General features: G+C 66.2%; 16 protein-coding genes. 7 read left to right on the top strand and 9 right to left on the bottom strand.

The annotated features are described in order from the left end of the window. Positions 1–94 precede the first annotated feature (94 nt). From VFH65_RS04280 to VFH65_RS04270, 3 genes are read right to left on the bottom strand one after another with little or no spacing between them, the layout of a single operon-like run. Positions 95–463 (bottom strand): carboxymuconolactone decarboxylase family protein, encoded by a 369-nt coding sequence (locus VFH65_RS04280; RefSeq protein ID WP_353319892.1) that lies wholly within the window; start codon positions 461–463, stop codon positions 95–97. Next, on the bottom strand, positions 460–975 hold the full coding sequence (locus VFH65_RS04275) for a WXG100 family type VII secretion target (protein ID WP_353319891.1): 516 nt from the start codon (positions 973–975) through the stop codon (positions 460–462). Before VFH65_RS04275 ends, VFH65_RS04280 begins: the two co-directional genes overlap by 4 nt. Positions 976–999: 24 nt before the next feature. Then, a complete protein-coding gene (locus tag VFH65_RS04270) occupies positions 1,000–2,763 on the bottom strand; it encodes a hypothetical protein (protein WP_353319890.1) in 1,764 nt (587 codons plus the stop codon). A 56-nt stretch (positions 2,764–2,819) separates the two neighbouring features. On the opposite strand from VFH65_RS04270, the gene VFH65_RS04265 reads away from it, so the two are divergent. The 4 genes from VFH65_RS04265 (at position 2,820) to VFH65_RS04250 (ending at position 7,555) form a co-directional block, all read left to right on the top strand. Next, positions 2,820–3,755 carry a GDP-mannose 4,6-dehydratase gene (locus VFH65_RS04265; protein WP_353319889.1) on the top strand — a complete coding sequence of 312 codons (936 nt, stop codon included), beginning with the start codon at positions 2,820–2,822 and terminating at the stop codon, positions 3,753–3,755. A 40-nt stretch (positions 3,756–3,795) separates the two neighbouring features. Beyond that, a complete protein-coding gene (locus tag VFH65_RS04260) occupies positions 3,796–5,577 on the top strand; it encodes an N-acyl-D-amino-acid deacylase family protein (protein ID WP_353319888.1) in 1,782 nt (593 codons plus the stop codon). Between the two features lies 1 nt (position 5,578). After that, positions 5,579–6,178: a TetR/AcrR family transcriptional regulator gene (locus tag VFH65_RS04255; RefSeq protein ID WP_353319887.1), complete on the top strand. Its 600-nt coding sequence runs from the start codon at positions 5,579–5,581 to the stop codon at positions 6,176–6,178. 81 nt (positions 6,179–6,259) lie between these two features. Beyond that, on the top strand, positions 6,260–7,555 hold the full coding sequence (locus tag VFH65_RS04250) for an acyltransferase family protein (RefSeq protein ID WP_353319886.1): 1,296 nt from the start codon (positions 6,260–6,262) through the stop codon (positions 7,553–7,555). Here VFH65_RS04250 and VFH65_RS04245 read toward each other — a convergent pair. From VFH65_RS04245 to VFH65_RS04225, 5 genes are read right to left on the bottom strand one after another with little or no spacing between them, the layout of a single operon-like run. After that, positions 7,552–7,893, bottom strand: coding sequence for a DUF2304 domain-containing protein (locus VFH65_RS04245; RefSeq protein ID WP_353319885.1), 342 nt, complete (start codon positions 7,891–7,893; stop codon positions 7,552–7,554). The genes VFH65_RS04250 and VFH65_RS04245 overlap by 4 nt on opposite strands. After that, positions 7,890–8,591 carry a glycosyltransferase family 2 protein gene (locus VFH65_RS04240; protein ID WP_353319884.1) on the bottom strand — a complete coding sequence of 234 codons (702 nt, stop codon included), beginning with the start codon at positions 8,589–8,591 and terminating at the stop codon, positions 7,890–7,892. The genes VFH65_RS04245 and VFH65_RS04240 overlap by 4 nt, the downstream gene beginning before the upstream one ends. Before the next feature lie 24 nt (positions 8,592–8,615). Further along, positions 8,616–9,860 (bottom strand): hypothetical protein, encoded by a 1,245-nt coding sequence (locus tag VFH65_RS04235; protein WP_353319883.1) that lies wholly within the window; start codon positions 9,858–9,860, stop codon positions 8,616–8,618. Further along, positions 9,857–11,212 carry a M1 family metallopeptidase gene (locus VFH65_RS04230; protein ID WP_353319893.1) on the bottom strand — a complete coding sequence of 452 codons (1,356 nt, stop codon included), beginning with the start codon at positions 11,210–11,212 and terminating at the stop codon, positions 9,857–9,859. Before VFH65_RS04230 ends, VFH65_RS04235 begins: the two co-directional genes overlap by 4 nt. A 44-nt stretch (positions 11,213–11,256) precedes the next feature. After that, positions 11,257–15,198 (bottom strand): Pls/PosA family non-ribosomal peptide synthetase, encoded by a 3,942-nt coding sequence (locus VFH65_RS04225; protein WP_353319882.1) that lies wholly within the window; start codon positions 15,196–15,198, stop codon positions 11,257–11,259. A gap of 229 nt (positions 15,199–15,427) precedes the next feature. Here VFH65_RS04225 and VFH65_RS04220 point away from each other — a divergent pair, with 229 nt between their 5' ends. Then, positions 15,428–16,447 (top strand): TerC family protein, encoded by a 1,020-nt coding sequence (locus tag VFH65_RS04220; protein WP_353319881.1) that lies wholly within the window; start codon positions 15,428–15,430, stop codon positions 16,445–16,447. Between the two features lie 44 nt (positions 16,448–16,491). Next, entirely contained in the window at positions 16,492–16,887 is a 396-nt protein-coding gene (locus tag VFH65_RS04215) for a hypothetical protein (protein ID WP_353319880.1), read from the top strand. Here VFH65_RS04215 and VFH65_RS04210 read toward each other — a convergent pair. Further along, positions 16,869–18,020, bottom strand: a complete 1,152-nt coding sequence (locus tag VFH65_RS04210; protein ID WP_353319879.1) for a serine hydrolase domain-containing protein — start codon at positions 18,018–18,020, stop codon at positions 16,869–16,871. The two genes, VFH65_RS04215 and VFH65_RS04210, sit on opposite strands and share 19 nt — an antisense overlap. Before the next feature lie 170 nt (positions 18,021–18,190). Between VFH65_RS04210 and VFH65_RS04205 the strand changes: the two genes are divergently transcribed. Beyond that, on the top strand, positions 18,191–18,827 hold a 637-nt coding region (locus tag VFH65_RS04205; protein WP_353319878.1), incomplete at its 3' end, for an aldehyde dehydrogenase family protein.

The raw sequence follows: 18,827 nt of genomic DNA, 5'->3' as shown, positions 1-18,827 counted from the left end.
ACTGCGTCGGACTGGCGATTCCGCAGATCCGATGGCTAGCGACCTCTGCACGCCGTGCCGGGCTACGCGTCCTGCCGCCGCCCAGGTTGAGCTCTTAGCTGTCAAACACCTCGCGCGCGACCTTGCATGCCGTGTTGGCGGCAGGGAAGCCGGCGTAGCCGCTGGAGTGGTAGATGACCTCTGCGATCTCGTCCTCGGTGAGCCCGTTGTTGCGGGCGATCTGGACGTGGAACTTGAGCTCCTCGGTGGCGCGCAGTGCGATGAGGATCCCGAGCGTGACAAGGCTGCGGTCGCGCCGGCTCAGACCCTCGCGGGCCCACAGCCTGCCGAAGACGTTGTCGATTCCGATCTCGAGAAGCTCGTCGGCGAACTTGCCGTCGCGGAAGTTCACCTCACCGTCTGGCACCGCACCCGGCACCAACTCGCGGAAGACCTGGAGACCCTTTTCACGCACATCTGTCATGGCGTCCACTGTTGCACGGCCACCTCCGTCGACACCGGGCCGAACGCCGGCAAGCTCCCTGCCATCTGCTTGTCGATCTCGCCGAACGTCGTCAGCAACTTCTGCACGATCGTCGTCCAGCCCGCCGCGGTCCCCTTCAATACCGACGGAAGAGTGGGTGGTGGGGTCGCGACACCGTTGTCGGAGACCTGCCAGCCCTGCCCGCGCAGGGCGTTCACGATGCCCACGATCGCCGACTTGGCCTGCGCGAGGTGCGTTCCACCTATCTGCAATACCTGTTGTGCCTGCGCGAGTCGATTCCGGAAGCCCGCCTGCTTGGCGAGGTCGCGTTCGGCTCTGGACACCGCCGCGTCCGCCGCCGAGCCCTGCCAGCCGCTCCTCAGATCGCGTATCGCCTGGCGCTGCACTTCAAGCGCCGAGTCCAGCTGCGCCACCTTGCCACCCAGGCTGCCCGCCGCACTTGTCAACGCCTCGGGGCGCGTGGCCTCGACCACCGACAGCGACACCGACATTTGCTCAGTATCGCCCAGCCAGAACTACTTCGGTGCCAGGAATCCGACCGGGCCGGCCGCGATGCACACCGACAGCGCAGCGGTGTTGGCCTGCACGTGGATCGCGTCGCCCGCGCCTGGCAGCCGCACATAGACGCGGTTGAGGCCGGGCCGGACCGGCACCTTCGTTTCGGTGCCCTCCGACAGCGACAGTGTGAGCGAGCCGTCACTGTTGGCCAGATAGTTGATCTCGACGGTCCAATCCGCCGGCAGCAGCGGACCGTCGAGCGGCATCCGCACTCCGAAGTCGGGCTGGACGAAGTAGCCACACTGCGGCGCAGGCCCTTCGACGATCGACCGCACCCAGGTGACTTTCGCATCGACCAGATGTCCGCTCGAATCGAGCATCCGCAGTTCGGTTGTGGCGCCCGCGAATTCGGGTCTCTCGCGAAGCAAGGCGAACATGTGGCTTGTCAGGTTCTCCGGCCAGGCGACCCGCTGCAACACCATCGGATCGACTTCCTGGTCGAGCATCGGCGCATCGGACGCAGCATGCGCCGCCGCGAGACTCGCGCGAGCATTCTGCAGATACGGCTGCGCAGGATTGTCCCGCCAGCTCGTCAGGAACGTCGCCGTCGAATACAGGCTACTCACAACGAATGCCACTGTTACACAAGTAATTACCGCTGTCCGCGCCGCCGATGCATCCAGCCACCGTGGTCGCTCGCGGTTCGGCGCGCACAACCCGATCGCCGCCAACAGCGCCAGCACCACCACCAGGTCCGGCAGATAGCGCAGCGTCTGCGCCAACTCCAGCGCGGTGAACCGCGATGATCGCATGAGGTAGATCGGGATCTGGCACGCGACCGCATAGCCCAGTGCCGCCAACCACACCACACCGATGCGTTCCTTGCGGACCAGCGTCATTGCGATCACCGCCGCCAGTGCGACCCATCCCAGCACCATCACCGCGACGGGCGGCGTCGCCCACGGCGAAGCCGGCGCCCACCGCTGCCAATCCCACGGGCCCCCAACCAAACCCGGGACAATGCCGTGAGTAAACGAGCGACTCAACAGATCCCACGTCATCGACAGGTCAAAGCTCCAGCGCTTCTGATCGACGACGACCAGATACACGCCGATCCACGCCGCGGTCACGGCCAGCGACGGCACCCACAGCCGGATCCCGCGGCGCCACACCTGCATCACAGACCCTGACCCCGTGACATAGGCGTATAGCGCCGCGACGGCGAAGGCGACAAACGGTATGACGCCGGCCTTCTCGAAGAACAGCAGTCCACCGACGTACACCAGCAGCCCGGTGATCGCGTAGCGACGCTGGCCGGTGCGCACCAGCTGTAAGGCGTCGGCGCACACCCAGGCCAGCGCGGCCAGCATCGGCAGTGAATTCAGCGCCGCCGCCCACCAGGCAAACCCCGGCACCGCCAGAGGAGTGAACAGCGCGAACGTCAGCGGCAACAGCAGCACCGGGCGCCAGCCCAGAATGACGTGCAGCGCCCGCAGCAGTGCCAGTGACGCCAGCAGCTGCAGCACCACCAGGCTGATCGCCGGCCCGATCCAGTTCAACGGCGCCAATCGGGTGATCCCACCCGCGACGAGGAACGCTCCCGGCATGACGTGGCCGTCGTGGTCGTCGAACAGATAGCCCGGCGACAGCAGGCCCTGCGTGCCAGCCCGGCCGACGAGGATCAGGTCATCCCAGTAGAAGTAGCCACCGAAAGCGAGCACAGCCCGGATCACCAGCTGCACCGCTATCAGCGCGGCGGCGGTGCGGACGACCCAGTTCACTCTTGCCGACCTTACGGTCCAAGCCTGCGCATAACCGCCGTCGGTATGGTGTGCCGATGCGCACACTGGTGACGGGAGCGGCCGGTTTCATCGGATCAACGCTGGTAGATCGCCTCCTGGCGGACGGACACTCGGTCGTGGGCGTCGACGACCTCAGCTCCGGTCGCAGCGAGAACCTGGGCCCGGCCGAACGCCGCGACGACTTCGAATTCGCCAAGGCCGACATAGTCGACGCCGACCTGATCGGGCTGCTCGCGGACATCCGACCGGAGGTCATCTTCCACCTCGCCGCCCAGATCTCGGTGCGCCATTCGGTCGACGACCCGTCGTTCGATGCCGCCGTGAACGTCGTCGGCACCGTGCGCCTCGCCGAGGCGGCCCGCCGCGCGGGCGTCCGCAAGATCGTGCACACCTCGTCGGGCGGGTCCATCTACGGCACGCCGCCCTCGTACCCCACCAATGAGGACACTCCGACCGATCCGACCTCGCCGTACGCCGCGAGCAAGGTGGCCGGCGAGGTCTACCTCAACACGTTCCGGAACCTCTACGGCCTGGAGTGCTCACACATCGCCCCCGCCAACGTCTACGGCCCGCGCCAGGATCCGCATGGTGAGGCGGGCGTGGTGGCGATCTTCGCCCAGGCCCTGCTCGCCGGGCGGCCCACCAAGATCTTCGGCGACGGCAGCGACACCCGCGACTACGTGTTCGTCGACGACGTTGTCGATGCCTTCGTCCGGGCGTCAGGCGAGGCCGGGGGAGGTCAGCGCTTCAACATCGGCACTGGCGTGGAAACCTCAGTGCGCCAACTACATACGGTCATCGCATCCGCTGTCGGTGCACCAGACGAGCCCGAGTTCCATCCGCCCCGCCTCGGTGATCTCCAGCGGTCCTGCCTGAACATCAGTCGTGCGGAGTCGGTGCTGGGGTGGCGGCCCAAGGTGAAGCTCGACGACGGCGTGGGCCGGACGGTCGATTTCTTCCGCAAGCAATAAAAGATTGTAAGTACTCACTATCTCTTGTAGGCTAGCCGCCATGTCCTACGACGTCATCATCCGCAACGGCCTGTGGTTCGACGGCACCGGCGCCACTCCGCAGACCCGCACGCTGGGCATTCGCGACGGCATCGTCGCCACGGTGTCCGCCTCACCACTGGACGAGGCGGGCTGCCCCGACGTCATCGACGCGGCAGGAAAGTGGATCGTGCCGGGGTTCATCGACGTGCATACGCACTACGACGCCGAGATCCTGCTCGACCCCGGCCTGCGGGAGTCGGTCCGGCACGGCGTCACCACGCTGCTGCTCGGCAACTGCTCCTTGTCGACGGTGTACGCCGACTCCGAGGACGCCGCCGACCTGTTCAGCAGGGTCGAGGCGGTGCCGCGCAAATTCGTCCTCGGCGCACTGGAATCCAAGAAGACCTGGTCGACGCCCGCCGAATACGTCAGCGCGCTGGACGAGCTGCCACTTGGCCCGAATGTCGGTTCCATGCTTGGACATTCGGACCTGCGCACCGCCGTGCTCGGCCTCGACCGCGCCACCACAGACGGCGTCAAGCCGACGGACGCCGAGCTCGACAGGATGGCCGAACTGCTCGAGAAGGCCCTGGACGCCGGACTCCTCGGCATGTCCGGAATGGACGCTCCCATCGACAAACTCGACGGCGACCGCTATCGGTCACGTGCGCTGCCGTCGACGTTCGCCACCTGGCGCGAGCGCCGGAAGCTGATTTCCGTGCTGCGTAAGCGACGCCGCATCCTGCAAAGCGCACCCAATACCAAGAGTCCGGTGTCGGCGCTGATGTTCTTCCTGACCAGCAGCCGGATGTTCGGCCGCGGCAAGGGTGTTCGGATGAGCCTGCTGGTATCGGCGGACGCCAAGTCCGCTACCGGCGCGGTGCACGTATTCGGCCCCGGCACACGGCTACTCAACAAACTCTTCGGCTCTTTCGTGCGGTTCCAGCACCTGCCGGTGCCATTCGAGCTCTACTCCGACGGCATCGACCTGCCCGTCTTCGAAGAGTTCGGCGCCGGCACCGCGGCATTGCACCTGCGTGACCAGATCGAACGAAACGAGTTGCTCGCTGATACAGAATATCGCCGACGGTTCCGCCGCTCGTTCGACCGCCGCAAACTCGGGCCGACGTTGTGGCACCGCGACTTTCACGACGCCACCATCGTCGAGAGCCCCGATAAGACGCTGATCGGCAAGACCTTCGGCCAGATCGCCGACGAGCGCGGACTCCATCCCCTTGACGCGTTCCTCGATGTGCTCGTCGAAAACGGCGAGCGCAATGTGCGCTGGACGACGGTCGTGGCGAACCATCGCCCCAAGTACCTGGACAGGCTCGCCGCGGAGCCGTCCATCCACATGGGCTTCTCCGACGCCGGTGCGCACCTGCGCAACATGGCGTTCTACAACTTCTCGCTGCGGCTGCTCAGGCGAGTCCGGGACGCCGAGCGTGCCGGGCGGCCATTCCTGTCCGTCGAGCACGCGGTGCATCGGCTCACCGCCGAGGTCGCCGACTGGTTCGGCCTCGACGCCGGCACGCTGCGTGAAGGCGAGCGCGCCGACTTCGTCGTCATCGACCCTGCCGGACTGGACGCGTCGGTCGACAGCTATCACGAGGAAGCGGTTCCCTTCTACGGTGGACTGTCGCGAATGGTCAACCGCAACGACGCCGCGGTCGTCGCGACCGGCGTCAACGGCACCGTGGTGTATCGCAACGGTCAGTTCTGCGAGGGATACGGAACAACAGTGAAGTCCGGTCGGTTCCTGCGGGCAGGCGCCGGCCAGCCCGCGAAAGTGCCTGTCTGACATGGCAAGAACTCAACAGCAACGGCGCGAGGAAACGGTCGCACGGCTACTCGACGCGAGCATCGACACGATCATCGAAATCGGCTACGCGCGGGCGTCGGCCGCGGTGATCGCCAAGCGGGCGCAGGTGTCCGACGGTGCGCTGTTCCGGCACTTCCCGACCATGGGCGACTTCATGGCGGCCACCGCCCGTGAGGTGATGCGCCGTCAGCTGGATCTGTTCACCAAGCAAGTAGCCGAGATACCCGCCAGCCAGCCGGCGCTCGAGGCTGCGCTGACGATCATGCGGGACGTCACCGGCAACCCGACCAACACCGTGATGTACGAGCTGCTGGTCGCCGCACGGACCGATCAGAAGCTGAAAGCCACGCTGCAAGAGGTACTTACCGAGTACGCCACCAACATCTACGACGTCGCGCGGTCGTTGCCAGGGGCTGATCAGTTCCCGGAAGACACGTTCGTCGCGTTGGTCGCGATCCTCACGAACACGTTCGACGGCGCGGCGATCGTGCGGGCGGTGCTCCCGCAGCCGGAGATAGAAGAGAACCGCATCCAACTGTTGACGTCTTTGCTGGACGGGCTGGCAACCAAAGCCGACTGACGCCCCGCGGCGAACCCTATTTGGGAATTCCAACACCTCGGACGCCTCCCCTCTGACACGATCGTCAATAAGGGGGTGTTCGTGGCAAACCTGAACGCATTAGCGCCGATGGGCGCGCCATTGGGTGTGGCGGAACTCGGCACTGATGTAGAAGGTGCTCGGCCCCCGCGACGGGCACGGATCGTCGGGCTGGACGGCGTACGCGGACTGCTGTGCCTCAGCATCGCTATTACCCATGTGACCTGGCATTATTCTCCGAAGACCGCGGTCGACTGGAAGATGAACGTCTTTGGATTCTCACTCGTCTACTTCTTCGTCCTGAGTGGTTTCCTCCTGTTCTTGCCATATGTCCGGAATTTGGTCGCGGAGCGCGGGTCAGCGCGGATGCCGAATGTTCGCGACTACACGGTTCATCGCTTTGCCCGGATCATGCCGTGCTATCTCGCAATCTTCCTGGTCGTCAACTTCATCCTGCAGCTGTCGTACGTCGACAATCCGGCGAGGGCGGGCGGAGCGTCCGGCGCCGACGTCGGGATGATCACCGACCCCTTGCAGCTGTTGGCAAACCTGACGCTGGTTCAGACGTACTTTCCGGAGTACATCCAGACCGGCATCGGCCCGTCGTGGTCGTTGACGCTGGAGTACGCGTTCTACGCGTCGCTGCCGTTGCTGGGTATCGCGCTGTTCGCGCTTCGCAAGCGCAGCGCGGTGCACCCGCTGGTGCTGGCCACCCTGGCCCCCATCGTCTTGTTGGTCGTCGGGTTGGCCGGGCGGGCCCTGATCCCGCTGGTCTTCGCCAGCGAAGGCGCCACCGACGTGACACTGCAATATTGGGGGCCGAACTGGGCCGCGGTGTTCACGAAGAGCTTTCTGACCAATGCCGACAACTTCGCACTCGGCATGTTCGCCGCGCTGGTGTTCGTGGCCATCGAGCAAGGCGCGCTGCCCGAACGTCTGAGCCGGCGCGTACGTGCGCTCAGCGCGGCTGCGATTCTTCCCGTGCTGATGGTGTGTGCGTTGCTCTTCGTCGTGGCATTGCATTTCGTCACCGCCGCGGTCGGCGTCGTTGCCGCGCTGATGATCATCGTGATCGTGGCGCCGCTGGCCCGTTCCGAGACGTCCAGGCTGGCGATGTTGTTGGACGTCAAGCCCATTCGCTACGTGGGAGAGATTTCGCTGTCCGCCTATCTGTGGCATTTTCCGATGCTGTTGTTGCTCGGTCGGCTGGGCTTGATGGCAGGTGACGACGGCCCGGGAATGGTTCGCAACATCGTCTTGCTGCTCGCCGCCACGATCCTCGTCGCAACGGTCACGTATTACGGGATCGAGAAGCCTGCCATGAACTACGCGAAACGGTTCCGCAGGAAGCCGGCTTAACGCTGCTCCGGTACACGCGCGCTCTGCAACGCGACCGCGCGGGCCAGCCGCGCGTACTTCAGCTCGATGTCCTTGAACCGCATGTAGGCGCTCAGCGTGGTGAACGCGAACGCGATGACCAACGCATAGAGCATCAGGTCCGTACCGCGGTCCACCCCAACCCAATTCGCGACAATGGTGGTGTCATCTGGACGGAGGATGGCGTAGATCCCCGCCACCACGAACAGCACGTAGCCCACCTTCACCCACGCCTTCGACTTTGCGGTGCGACGTCCCCGCAGCAGGAACACCAGCAGCGCGAGTACCGAACCGATCAGCAGCGCCTGTATCCAGTTCATCGCGAAATCCTCCCTCGCAACAAGCCGTCGAAGATGATGTTGACTCCGTTGAGCAGTGGCTGACCCTTCGACTTCGAGTAGTCGGTGTAAAGAATCTCTACGGGCTCTTCGGTTACCCGCCAACGGTTTTCGTAGGCCAGGGTGATGATCTCGCTCGCGTGGCTCATCCCGCTCATCGTGATGTTCATTGCGTCTGCCACCGTCCTGTTGAACACCCGCAGCCCGTTGTGCGCGTCCGTCAGGCCGAGTTTGCGGCTGCGTGGGCTCAACCAGGCCACCGACCGTAAGACGAGCCGCTTCATCAGCGGGGCGCCGCTGACGACACCGGGGTTGGCGAAGCGGGTGCCGATGACCAGGTCGACGTCCTCGGCGGACAGCCGGTCGATCATCCGGATGACGTCTTTGACTTGATGCTGTCCATCGGCGTCGAAGGTGGCGAACACGGCCGCCCCCGGCTGGCTGCGGGCATACTCGACGCCGGTCTGGATCGCGGCGCCCTGGCCGAGGTTGACCGGATGGCGCACGACATGGGCACCGGCGCGAAGCGCAACCTCGTCGGTGTCGTCGCGGCTGCCGTCGTCGACGCAGACCACGTGATCGAAAACGGAGCGAACGTCAGAGATGACGTCGCCGATAACGCTCGCCTCGTTGAAGGCGGGGACGACGATCCAAACGTCGTGGTAGCGCGTGTCTGGCATGTTGATGCATCACAAAATACAGGCTCAGGATCGCGAGGCCCTGGCAAGAGCGCCCAGGTGTACGGCGATTCCTACCAGCGGTCCGCACAGCAGGGCGATCACCGTGCGGGTCTGCAGGCTCACCGGCAACAGCAGCAACAACGTCGATGCCACCGTCGCCGAAACCCAGCCCAGCGAATACGCCCGATGCAGCGCCGCCGCGACCGTCGCCGCGCCGGTCAGCGTCAACAGCGCGATCGCGACGGCCCCCGCGGTCAGCCAGGCCAGCAGCGGGCCGTCGGCCAGGTAATCGTCCCCGAATGCGCTCCGCAGCAGCCAGGGACCGAAGACCCCCGCGAGCAGAACGCCGAGCAAACCCACGGCCGTCACCACGGCGGCCGGCGTCACCAGTGCCCGCAACCGATGCGTGCTCTCGTCGACGAAATGGGCGATCAAATTGCCCTGCATGGCTGTCAGCGGCACAAGCAGCGGTGCGCGCGTCAGCGTCACGGCGAGGATCACGACGCCGCCCGCCGCCCCCAGATCACCCGATGTCGCCTTGAGCAGCACCGGAAACCCCATCACCAGGATCGCGCTGGCCCCTGCCGCGGCGATCGAGTGCGACGCGCCGCGCAGGAACGTCACCGTGCCGCCCGGCGTCAGCAGCCGTGCCGCAGCGCGGGTGGCCGGCGAGGCGATCAACAGAATCAGCCAGGCCACCGAGCCCACCACGGTGGCCCAGAGATATCCGACCAACTCCCAGCTCAGCAGGAACGTCGCCGCCGCCGCCACCACCCGCATGACGGCATCGGTCACCATCAGCGACCCGTACTGGCCCCACTTGTTCACCCCCGCGAGCATCCCGAGCAGTGTGGCGTGCAGGCAGAAACCGGCCAGCCCGACGCTCAGCAGCGCCACGCTCAGCCACCGCGACTCGACGAACACGTGGCCCGACCACAACGGTGAGCTCGCCGCGATCACCGCCGCGGCCACCACGCCCACCATCGCCGCCACCCGCATCGGATGCGTACGCGGGCCCGCGACGACCTCCGTGTAGCGGGCCGCCCGCACCTCCCGCGTCGCCTCCTGCAGCAGCCCGAATGCTGCACCGGTGGCCAGCCCGAACGCCCCCCAGAACACACCGAACACCGAGAAGCCGGCCGGCTCGAGGTCACGGGCGGCCAGGTACAGCACCGCGTAACCGCACAGCGCGGACACCACGGTCGCCATGCCGACCCGGGTCACGCTCGCGCGCGTGATGGGACCGGTCGGACTTCCCGCGTCGGTCACGGATCGTCCAGAGCGGGCAACTCTGTCGAGTACAGCCACCCGTCCCACAACGGTCGCAGCGACTCGTGCGCGTAATTGGCGGCAAGGCCGGTGAAGTCGTCGGTGACAGCGCTGCCGTGACGGTGACGCGTCGTCCAATCCCGCAGCAGCGCAAAGAAATTCTCGTCGCCCAGGTGGCGCCGAAGCACATGAAGTGTGAGCGCACCGCGTTTGTACACCCGGTCGTCGAACATGTCGCGCGGCCCGGGATCGGACAGCAGCAGGTCCTGCGATGAGTCCGCCAGCCGCTCGTAGTAGTGATGCGCCCATTCGTCGGCGCTGCGCCCACCGCTGTGCTCCGACCACAGCCATTCCGCATAGCAGGCGAACCCCTCGTGCAACCAGATGTGTCGCCAGCGCTTCGCGGTCACCGAATTGCCGAACCACTGGTGCGCCAACTCGTGAGCAATCAGCCGCTCGGTGCCGCGCTGCCCGTCGCAGTGGTTGGCTCCGAAGATCGAAATACCCTGCGCCTCAAGCGGTATCTCCAAGTCGTCATCGGTGACCACGACGGTGTAGCCGGTGGCAAGCGGGTACGGTCCGAACAGCTTGACGAACAACTTCATCATTTGCGGCTGACGCGCGAAGTCGCGGTCGAAGTTGCGGCGCAACCGATCCGGCAGCACCGCGTGTATCTGGACGCCGTTCTTGGCAAGTCGATACCGGTCGTAGGGGCCGATCTGCAGCGTCATCAGGTAGCTCGACGTCGGCTCGGCCTGTTCGTAGGTCCAAGTGGTCATGCCTGCCCGGGCGCGGCGGGATACCAGCTCGCCGTTGGCGATTGCGTAATAAGGACTTTCGGTGCTGATGCAGACGCGGTAGCTGGCCTTGGCGCTGGGGTGGTCGTCGCACGGAAACCAGGAAGCGGCGCCGTTGGGCTGACCCGCGACAAGGACGCCCTCGGACAGCTCCTCGAAACCGACTTCGCCCCAAAGGGATCGGATGGGCTGCGGAGTTCCGCCGTAACGCACGGCGACCGTCATTGCTGCGCCAGCGGGCAGCGCATCCTGCAGCGTGATGTGCAGCTTGCCGCCCGACGATCGGAACTGCGCAGGCCGCCTGCCATTCACCGACACCTTCGTCACCGACAGCGCGTCGGACAAATCAAAGGTGAAGGTGCGCAGCGACGCGAGCGTCACGGCGGTGATGGTGGCCGAGCCGGTCAGCCGGTTGATCGCCACTTTGTATTCCAGGTCCAGCTCGTAGCGCGACACCCGGTAGCCGAAGTTGCCATTCGCGGGCAGGTACGGGTCGATCACCACAGGGGATTTTCCCGGGTCGCTTCGCTCTCCCCTGCTGGCGCGTGGGCCCAGCCCGCCGGAAGGCGCAGATCTCTTGGCGGCCTTCTTGCTCCTCGTCACGCGGCGGTATCTTCTGTTTTCTTCGGCGCCGACGACTCGCCGCGCTTCTTGCGGAACACATTCCACGGCGCAATCGGATTGCCCTGCCAGCGTGTCGACGGCGGCACCTCGTCACCGCGCATGACCAGTGACGCGGGCCCGACCGTCGCTCCGGCGCCGATGCGTGCCGCCGGCAACGCGACGCAGTGCGGTCCTAGCGTCGAACCAGCTTCCAGCACAACGGTGTCCATTCGCATGATCCGGTCGTGGAAGAGGTGCGTTTGCACGACACAACCGCGGTTGACGGTGGCGGACTTGCCGACTGTGACCAGATCCGCCTCGGGCAGCCAGTATGTCTCACACCAGACACCGCGGCCGATCGAGGCGCCCAGCGCCCGAAGCCACAGGTTCATCACCGGCGTGCCGGTCGCAGCTCTGGCGAACCACGGCGCGGCGACCGTTTCGACGAAGGTGTCCGAGACCTCGTTGCGCCATACGAACGACGACCACAACGGATGTTCGATTGCGCGGATGCGGCCCACCATAAGCCATTTCGCGATGACCGCGATACCGCCCGCGGCGGCGCCCGCGGCCAGCAGCACCGCACCCCCGGCCAGCGCGGCCCACAGCCAGCCGAACGACAGCGCCAGGTGCTGAACGGTGAACAGCACCGCCACCCCGATCGCGAACGTCACCACCACCGGAATCAGCCGGCACGTTTCGACCATGGCCCGTAAGAACTTCAGTCGTAGCGATGGGTGGAAGGTGCGCAGCACGTCGGCGGCGGTAGGCTTGCGGCGCAACCGAACCGGCGGGCTGCCCAGCCACGACGAGCCGGCCTTCGCCTTGTGCGGCGTCGCGGACAGCACCGCCACCAGCCCGTCGTCGGGAACCCGCCTGCCTGGCTGAGTGATACCGGAGTTCCCGAGGAACGCCCGCCTGCCGATGGTCGCCTTGGCGACGTGGATCCAGCCGCCGCCCAGCTCGTAGGACGCGACCATGGTGTCGTCGGCCAGGAACGCGCCGTCTTCGACGACCGTGAACTTCGGAATCATCAGCGCGGTCGAAATCTCTGTTCCCCTACCGATTTTCGCGCCGAGCAGCCGCAGCCATCCCGGCGTGAGCAGGCTGGCGTATATCGGGAACAGATAGTTGCGGGCCGCATCCATCAGCCGCTCAATGGCCCACAGCTGCCAACCGACGCGGCTGCGTACCGGGTGATAGCCCTCGGGCAGCCACAGCGATAACGCGCGTACCCCGATGACCGTCAGCAGCGCATACGTCACGACCGCGGCCAGAGTCGCCGCCGGAAGCCACAGCGCCGCGGGTGCGATGGCCGCGCTCAGCGAGTCCGTCTCACGAATGGCCCACGCGATCACCGCAAGCCCGGCGGCCAGCGCGACCAGGGGCAGCCCGCCCAGAAGTACCGACGTCACGCCGTAGACAGCCACCCACACAGGTGCCCGCCGCGGACGTTCGTCCGGCCAAGGGTGGCGGGCCTTGCCGGACTTCACCGCTGGCGAGCCCTTCCAGTACTGACCGTTCTTGACCTTGCCGACCACACCCGAGCCGGGCGCGACGTCAGCGTTCTTTCCAATGACGGCTCCGGGAAGCAGCGTGGTGCGGGCACCGATGGTGGCGTCGTTGCCGACGGTGATGCGGCCGACGTGGAATTGGTCGCCGTCGATCCAGTGCCCGGACAGGTCGACCTCCGGCTCGATCGAAGCGCGGTGCCCAATCTTGGCCATCCCCGTCACAGGGGGAGCCGAGTGCAGGTCGACGCCCTTGCCCACCTTGTTGCCCAGTGCGCGGGCGTAGTACACCAGCCACGGCGCGCCGGCCAGGTTCTCCGCGCCGCTGGCCGCGGCGAGCCGTTCGGCGGTCCACACCCGCAGGTGGACCGGCCCACCGCGCCGGTAGGTACCGGGTTCCAATCCGGACAGCAGCAGCCGCGCGCCGAGCACGGCGATGGTCATCCGGCCCAACGGGCTGACGACCAAGACGAATCCGCCGGCGATCCACCACCACCCGACGGTCACCGTCCACGGCAGCAGGGCCAGCGTGGCCGCGACGTTGTTGGCCAGCGCCAGCCACACCACCCACTGCAGGCCGGTAAGCGTGGCAAGCGGCAGCGACAAGGCGACCTGCGCCAGCTGCGTCAGCCGCGGTGTCGGTTTCACCATGCGGGTCTCGACCTTGGGTGGTGGGTCGAGCTCGTCGAGGAACCCCGCCAGCGATCCGAGCCGGGGATGGTCGTACAGCTCGGCCACGGTGACCTGCGGATATCGCTGTCGAAGCGCGGCGACCAACTGCGCCGCCGACAGCGAACCGCCGCCCAACGCGAAGAAGTCGGCCTCAGGCCCGTCGACCGGCGCGCCAAGCACATCGCGCCACAGCCCGGCCAGCCAGCCCGTCGTCCCGCCCAGAGCAGCCGCGTCCTCGTCGGAGTCGCCGGTAATCGGCCATGGCAGCGCGTCGCGGTCCACCTTGCCGGAGGTCCGGGTGGGTAACTCGTCGACGAGCACCAGCCGCGGCACCAGCGCGGCAGGCAGCGCCTCGGCCAGCGTCGCGCGCGCCTTCGCCAAATCGAATGACCTGTCGGCGCTGGCGATGTAGCCGACGAGCAGGGGTGTGCCGCTGGCCGTCCTGCGCACCGCGGCCGCGCCGCCGCTGACGCCCGGCAAGTGCACCAGCGCGGAATCCACCTCGCCAAGCTCGATCCGGCGCCCGCCGACCTTGACCTGGTCGTCGGCCCGACCGACGAAGTACAGGCCGTCGGCTTCCAGCCGGACCAGATCGCCGCTGCGGTAGGCCCGCGACCATTCAAGCGTCGGCATCGGCGCGTACTTCTCGGCGTCCTTGTCCGGATCCAGGTAGCGGGCCAACCCCACGCCGCCGATCACGAGTTCGCCGACTTCGCCCGCGCTCACCGGGTTGCCGTCTATGTCGACCACCGCTAGGTCCCAGCCGGGCAGCGGCAGCCCGATGCTCACCGGGCGCTCGTTGTTTCCCGAGTCGCTGCGCTCCTGCCCTCCGCGTCCGTCGAGCTTCGCCGCACACGCCACGACGGTGGCCTCGGTGGGGCCGTAGGTGTTCCACACCTCGCGGCCCTCGACCGCCAGGCGCTCGGCCAACTCCGGCGGGCAGGCCTCGCCGCCGAAGATCAGCAGCCGCACGGCTTCCAGTGCCTCGGCGGGCCATAACGCCGCCAGCGTCGGCACCGTCGACACCACGGTGATGTCCCTCGACACCAGCCACGGCCCCAGGTCCATGCCGCTGCGCACCAGCGAGCGCGGTGCCGGAACCAGGCATGCCCCGTGCCGCCAGGCCAGCCACATCTCCTCGCACGAGGCGTCGAAGGCGACCGACAGCCCGGCCAGCACTCGGTCGCCTGGCCCAATCGGGTTGTCCTGCAAGAACATCCGGGCTTCGGCATCGACGAACGCGGCGGCGCTGCGATGCGTGACCGCTACGCCCTTCGGGGTGCCCGTTGATCCGGAGGTGAAGATGATCCACGCGTCGTCGCGGCCAAGCGGGGAGCCTGCGCGCCATCCGCGCGACGATCCCGGCCCGCGGACCAGACCCTGTTCGGTGATGACCGCGACGACGTTGGCCTCGGTGAACACCAGCTCCGCGCGCTCGGCGGGATCGTCGGCGTCGACCGGCACATACGCGGCGCCCGTGGCAAGCGTCGCGAGGATCGCCACGTACAGCGCGTAACTGCCCGAAGGCATCCTGATGCCGATGCGATCACCGCGGCCGATGCCGCGGGCGGCCAGCCACTCGACGCTCTCCTCGATATCGGCGACCAACTCGGCATAGGTGAGTTGGACCTCGCCGTCGTCGAGCGCGGGTGAGTCGGGATGACGACCGGCGGTGTCGAAGAGGATGTCGATGAGAGTGCGTGGCTCGGGAGCAAATGACGAAAGCACATACTGTGCGGGTATCTCGGGCGCCACGAGTACAAAACTACTAAGCCGGGCGGTGCGCGCGTCGGTGCCGCACTCACTGCGCCTGGATTTCGCCTAGCCTGGCCTGGCTGGCACAATTGGCCGCGGAGGGGAGTATTCCTTCGCCGCGGCGTCGTCATCACGTCGGCCGTCATCGGACGACCGGTGCTGCGGGCCGACCACGTAATGACGCGTCGGTGGAAGAGACCTCCGGCGTTGTTCGACGACCGGAGGCTTTGTGAACGTTTCTCAACTCGAGTGGATCATCACGCTGAGCGTGACGATCGCTGTGCTGCTGTTCGACGTCGTGGTGATCGGGCGGCGGCCGCACGAACCGTCGAAACGTGAGACGGCCACCTACCTGTCGATCTACATCGGGCTCGCGGTGGCGTTCGGGCTGTGGGTGTGGTTCTTCCACGGCGGCCAGTACGGGGTGGAGTTCTTCGCCGGCTGGCTGACCGAGTACAGCTTGTCGGTCGACAACCTGTTCATCTTCTTGATCATCATGGCCAGCTTCAAGGTGCCGAAGATCTACCAGCAGCAGGCGCTGCTGGTCGGCATCATCTTGGCGCTGATCTTCCGCGGCATCTTCATCGCGCTCGGCGCGGTGGCGATCAGCCAGTTCTCATGGATCTTCTACGCCTTCGGCGCGTTCCTGGTCTACACCGCGGCCAACCTCGTCCGTGACACCGATCACGACGACGACGCCGAGAACTTCGTAGTCCGCTTTGCGCGGCGGCACCTGAGCCTCACCGACAAGTGGGACGGCGGCCTGCGGCTGTGGATCAAGGAGAACGGCAAGCGGCTGATGACCCCGATGTTCCTGGTCATCGTGGCGCTCGGCACCACCGACCTGCTCTTCGCGCTTGACTCCATTCCCGCGATTTACGGCCTGACCCAGGAGCCGTATCTGGTGTTCACGGCGAACGTCTTCGCGCTGATGGGTCTGCGGCAGCTGTACTTCCTGCTCGGCGACCTGCTCAAGCGGCTGGTGTACCTGTCGCAGGGTCTGGCCTTCATCCTCGCGTTCATCGGCGTCAAGCTCATCCTTCACGCGTTGCACGAGAACGAGCTGCCGTTCATCAACGGCGGTGAGCACGTCCCGGTGCCGGAGATCCCGACGCTGCTCAGCCTTGGCGTGATCATCGTGACGCTGATCATCACCACGGCCGCGAGCCTCTACAAGACCCGCGTCCACGACGTGAAGAACGGGAAGAAAGAGCCGGAGCTGCCAGAGGAATCGTTGGACTCCCACTGAGCACAACCATCGACACCGGTGGTTCGGGCTTCTAACGTGGCGCCGTGCGGCTATTCGTGGCGGAGACACCCGGCAACTGGGCAGAACTGACGGACGGCGATCAGCAAACCGTGCGGGTCGCCGCCGCGGATCTGCAGCAGGCTCGGCGAGCCAGTGCCCGGATCCGCGCCCGTGATGTGGACGTGGCCGTGATTCTCGATGTGACGGTCGCCGTCGCGGGTGACTTCCGTTCGGCGCGAAGGGTTCTGGAGTCCGACGGCGCGACGGTGTATTACGCGGGAACGGTCGACGGGCTGGCAGGGTTGATATCCGACATCGAACGGGCCGACGTAGCCGACGGCGTCACGCTGATTCCCGGGTCACCGCGCCAAGATGTCGAGGCCCTCGGCCGGGACGTGCTGCATCGGCTGGCGTCGCGCGTTCACCCGAGGGCTTCGTAGATCAGTCGGGCGTACCGGTTGGTGCGCTCGGTTCCGGTGGTGCCAGGGCCCATCTTGTTCATGACATACGCAAAAGTGGTGCGGCGGTCTGGATTCATCACGATCATCGAGCCGCCCCAGCCGCCCCACCAGCAGATCTTGCCGTCGGGGATGGCCGGAATGCTCTCCGGCGAGGGCAACCCGAAGCCGATACCGAACCGCAGCGGGACGAAGATCACGAGGTCGGGGCCGTACGACTGTTCCTGAAATATCAGGTCGATGGTCTCCGGGCGGAGCAGCTGAACGCCGTTGGCTTTGCCTCCCAAGGAGATTGGTGACAACGCCCGTACCAGTCCCCGGGCATTGCCATGACCGTTGACGCCGCCGATGTCAGCGCGCCGCCAACCGGCGGTCTCGACGATCATCGCGGTGCTGTCGTCGGGCGGAAACCCCGCGAAGGTCTTGAAGGCAGGATGGTCGGTGGGCAATGAGTCGAGCGGGATGGGCAGCGGCGGCGGCGGAATGACCTCGGCGGTGCGATTTTCGTCTGCGGCGCCTAAGCCGATCTGAACGTCGGCGTCGAGGGGTTTGGCGATTTCCTCGCGGACGAAGTCCTTGAGTGTCTTGCCGGTGATGCGGCGGATCACTTCGCCGATCAGGTGGCCGTAGTTCACGGCGTGATAGCCCGACGCGGTTCCTGGCGGCCACCACGGCGCCTGGCGGGCGAGGTGGCTGGTCGCCTTCTCCCAGTCGTAGATCTCTTCGATTTCGAAGGGGGCTTCCCAGCCCGATACCCCCGACGTGTGGGCCATCAGATGGCGGACTTCGATGTCTTGCTTGCCGTTCTGCGCGAATTCGGGCCAGTAGTTGGCGACGGGCGCAAACGGGTCGAGCTCGCCGCGGTCGATGAGGATCAGCGCCGCCAGCGCGGTAAGCGTCTTGGTGCAGGAGAAAAAGTTGACGATGGTGTCCTGCGCCCAGGGCAAGGTCTTGGCCCGGTCGGCATGACCGCCCCAGATGTCCACCGCGAGCTCACCGTCGATATCGACGGCGATCGTCGCGCCCAGTTCCTCGCCTGCGTCTATCTCCTCGGCCAGTGCATCGGCGACCTTGTCGAAGCGGGTATCCCAGTGGCCATGCACGCCGTCGCTCATCGGACCATCATCCGGCACGCGGTTGTAACGCAGTGGCGGAATTTCGGTCGAAAAACCGCCGTGGGGTTACAACCGGGCTATCTGGCCCAAAACCAATTGATGCAACTAGTGAATGATTCAGGCCGATATTTGACTTGGACATGTATTTATCGCGCCTCTAACCTGCGAGTATGACTTCCATGGTGTCGTCTACCACTGACCTGACAGGACAGATGATCATCGCCGGGTCGGCGGTGCGCGGATCGGGAGCCGAGATCCGCGGGTTCGACCCGAACAACGGAACCGAACTCGACCCGGTCTACCGATACGGCGATGCATCACATGTCGAAGCCGCTTGCGAGGCCGCCGCCGCGGCGTTCGCCGAGTATCGGGGGACCTCGGGTGAGCAGCGTGCGTCGTTCCTCGAGACCATCGCCGACAACATCGAGTCGATCCGCGACGACGTGGTCGCGCGTGCCGTCGCCGAGTCCGGGCTGCCCGAGGCCCGCCTGACCGGTGAGGTCGGCCGCACCACCGGGCAGCTGCGCATGTTCGCTGCGGTCCTGCGAGAGGGCAGCTGGAACGAAGCGCGGATCGATCCCGCGCTGCCGGATCGAACACCGTTGCCGCGCCCCGATATTCGTCAGCGCAGCATCGCACTCGGACCCGTTGCGGTCTTCGGCTCCAGTAACTTCCCGCTCGCATTCTCGGTGGCCGGTGGCGACACCGCATCCGCCCTTGCCGCCGGCTGTCCGGTGGTCGTCAAGGCGCACGACGCACATCCGGGAACCTCCGAACTGGTGGGGCGGGCGATAACGGACGCGGTGC

Origin of the sequence: Mycobacterium sp., from assembly GCF_035697385.1 — a bacterium.
Taxonomy (GTDB): domain Bacteria; phylum Actinomycetota; class Actinomycetes; order Mycobacteriales; family Mycobacteriaceae; genus Mycobacterium.
Note: the sequence above shows the minus strand (reverse complement) of the source record. Positions and strands in the feature narration are given on the sequence as shown.